Origin of the sequence: Vibrio sp. V01_P9A10T6 (genome assembly GCF_963877065.1) — a bacterium.
Classification (GTDB): Bacteria; Pseudomonadota; Gammaproteobacteria; order Enterobacterales; family Vibrionaceae; genus Vibrio; species Vibrio anguillarum.
Genome location: NZ_CAWNTB010000114.1, coordinates 1 through 2,745 on the forward strand (window position 1 = coordinate 1; position 2,745 = coordinate 2,745).

Genomic DNA, 2,745 nt, shown 5'->3' on the forward strand with positions numbered 1-2,745 from the left:
GCTCCGAACAATGATCTCTTGCACCGTATTGGTTTAAAAAACTTGGATCCGACTCATTGAATGTACGTCAACTTTCAATGTCAGGAGGTTATTTTGAAGTAGAGAGAACAACTGAAAATTCAATTACAGTATTTGCCCAAGCAAAGCGGCGAGCAATTGCAATTTAACAAACGGCTCAAGAGGGATTGCCAACGCGTGGCGGCTTTAGCGCAAAATTGAAGTTCAATGTTTACAGTGTGTTTTTTGAGTTCGGCGGTGCGTTGTCAACCCCTTAGCCGGGCGTTATGTGGTGGCGTACACTAGTGGTATTTGGACGTACCAAAATTAAGGGTATATTGATCGGATTAACCACAGTGTTATTTTGTTAGTTTCATTATTAACTACGAGGTCTTCATTATGTCAGATGACTGGATTTGGCAGTTGTTGCATGTGTTAAAGCTTTTGTTAGGTACTGGGCCGTTGTTGCTTATACTCATGATATTGATCCCATTTGCATTTCTTCCATCAATTATCGCGTTAAAGAAAAATCATCCTTATAAGCTTCCTATCGCCTTGGTAAATGTTTTAGGTGTTTTATTGTGGTGGGCAGGATGGTTAATTGCTTTGATTTGGTGTTTTATTGTCCCAGAAAATAAAGCTGCTAGTATAGCTAACGTTGTAGATGAGCTTGATAAGCTCCACTCTTCGAAAGAGAGATGTATTATTTCTGAGAATGAATTCAAGGTCAAATAGAAGGAACTAATGCCGCTGTAAAGAACCACATAACAAAAAATTTAAGAGTGATTCACAACGCTCGGCGCTCTCACTTCAAGTCAGTTTAGTGATTATGGCACAATGGTTTAGCTAAGGTGTTAGCGTTGTTCACACCTTAATTTGGCGTTATGCAACTCAGGTAAATTTAGGGGTTCAATCTTTTGGGATTTCTCCGGCCATTCGTTTTGTATTGTCGGCAAATGAGCATTTTTACCATACAATTCGTGGCTAACTCAAGCCGTAAAACAGGCAAGGTTCTTTGTTTGCCTCAATCAGTTTTAGCGCTGGCGCGTTGTAAATTCAGCGGGCGCAAAGTGTGGAAAGGACAAGGTTATCGAGCATTTTGTACTTGCTGAAGTTTTCGCTCGTTGAGTTTGTTTTATTCAAAAGCTTGGTTTGTTGTTGAAAGGTGGGCTTTGTTTTGGCGGCTTATTTATCACGGCTCTGGCTTGGGTTGATTCTTGAATCACTCAACCATTGCAATTGTGGTTTTTGATCGAGTAAAGTCAGTTTATCTTATTGAATTTGCATAACAAACGGTTCAAGAGGGACTGCCAACGCGTGGCGGTTTTTGTTCAAATCGGCCTTTGTGATTACGGTTGTTATTTTAGGTTCAGTGTTTTGCGTTGTCAGCCCCTTAACCGGGCGTTATGCGATTTGAGACATAGATGAAATAAGGGATTTTAAGATGGGAACATTTGATTTGTTTTCAAAACGACAGAAAAAACTTCGAGGCGATGTGCCTGAAGTATATACTTATGACTCATTACCAAATCCTTTGCGTGTGCAGATTATTCATATTTGGAATGATTCATTGGGCGACAAGCTTCAATATTTCAGTGTCGATGATATTCGGGAAACGTATAAGTTTATAGTGGAGACCTTGTGCAGAGAGTATGGGTTATTTGAGTTACCAAGCAATAAAAATGGTCGACAGCGCATATATATTGATGAGTTGGCTAACTACTTTCTCGAAGAAAATAACGTAGAAAAGCAGTTGGATGTTGTTGAAATTACATTCAAGGTTATAAATACAGTAACACGCGAATATCAATATATGCGTAAGAATGGCGCATCTGAGGTCGCCGATAGTGCTATCGATGAATTAAATGCACGCCTCAAAGAGCACGGTGTAGGTTTTCAGTTTACAAATAATGAAATTATCCGAGTTGACTCTGAGTTACTTCATTCTGAAGCTGTTAAACCAGCCCTTCTTTTATTGAATCAAAAGCATTATAAGGGGGCACAAGAAGAGTTCTTGCTAGCTTATGAGCATTACCGCCATGGGAGATATAAGGAATCATTAAACGATTGTTTAAAAGCTTTTGAAAGCACGATGAAGTCAATTTGTGATAACCATGACTGGAAGTATGAACAAAGTGCGACAGCAAGGTCTTTAATTCAAATTTGTTTTGATAATGGCCTAATACCATCATTTTGGCAGCAGCAAATGTCGTCACTTAGAAGTTTGCTTGAAAGTGGTGTACCTACAGGTAGAAATAGGCTGAGTGGTCACGGACAAGGCTCTAATACAATTGAAATTCCAGATTACTTAGTTGCTTACATGCTTCATATGACAGCATCCACTTTGGTCTTCTTGACTACTGCGGAATCAAAAATCGCATAACAAACGCCTCAAGAGGGACTGTCAACGCGTGGCGTTTCCAGTCCCAATGAGCCGCGGTGGTTGCAGTTGTTGTGTTTGAGTTTAGTGGTAATGCGTTGCCAGCCCCTTAGGCGGGCGTTATGCAACTCAGGTAAATTTAGGAGTTCAATCTTTTGTGATTTCTCCGGCCATTCGTTTTGTGTTGTCGGAAAATGAGCTTTTTTGCCCTCAAATTCGTAGCTAACTCAAACCGTAAAACAGGCAAATTTCTTTGTTTGCCTCAATCAGTTTTGGCGCTGGCTTGTTGTCAAATCAACGCTTGCAAAGTGTGGAAAGGGCAAGTTAATCGATCATTTCGCATTTGCTGAAGTTTTCGCTCGTTGAGT

General features: G+C 40.2%; 2 protein-coding genes and 1 pseudogene. All 3 read left to right on the top strand.

What is annotated here, in order from left to right:
• Window positions 1-14: 14 nt before the first annotated feature.
• Window positions 15-167: pseudogene (locus AACQ21_RS06440) on the top strand (PhzF family phenazine biosynthesis protein); the annotation flags it as partial.
• 229 nt (window positions 168-396) lie between these two features.
• Entirely contained in the window at window positions 397-732 is a 336-nt protein-coding gene (locus AACQ21_RS06445; protein WP_105977276.1) for a superinfection immunity protein, read from the top strand.
• Window positions 733-1,441: 709 nt separating this feature from the next.
• Window positions 1,442-2,380 (top strand): STM4504/CBY_0614 family protein, encoded by a 939-nt coding sequence (locus AACQ21_RS06450; protein WP_105977278.1) that lies wholly within the window; start codon window positions 1,442-1,444, stop codon window positions 2,378-2,380.
• Window positions 2,381-2,745: the final 365 nt, after the last annotated feature.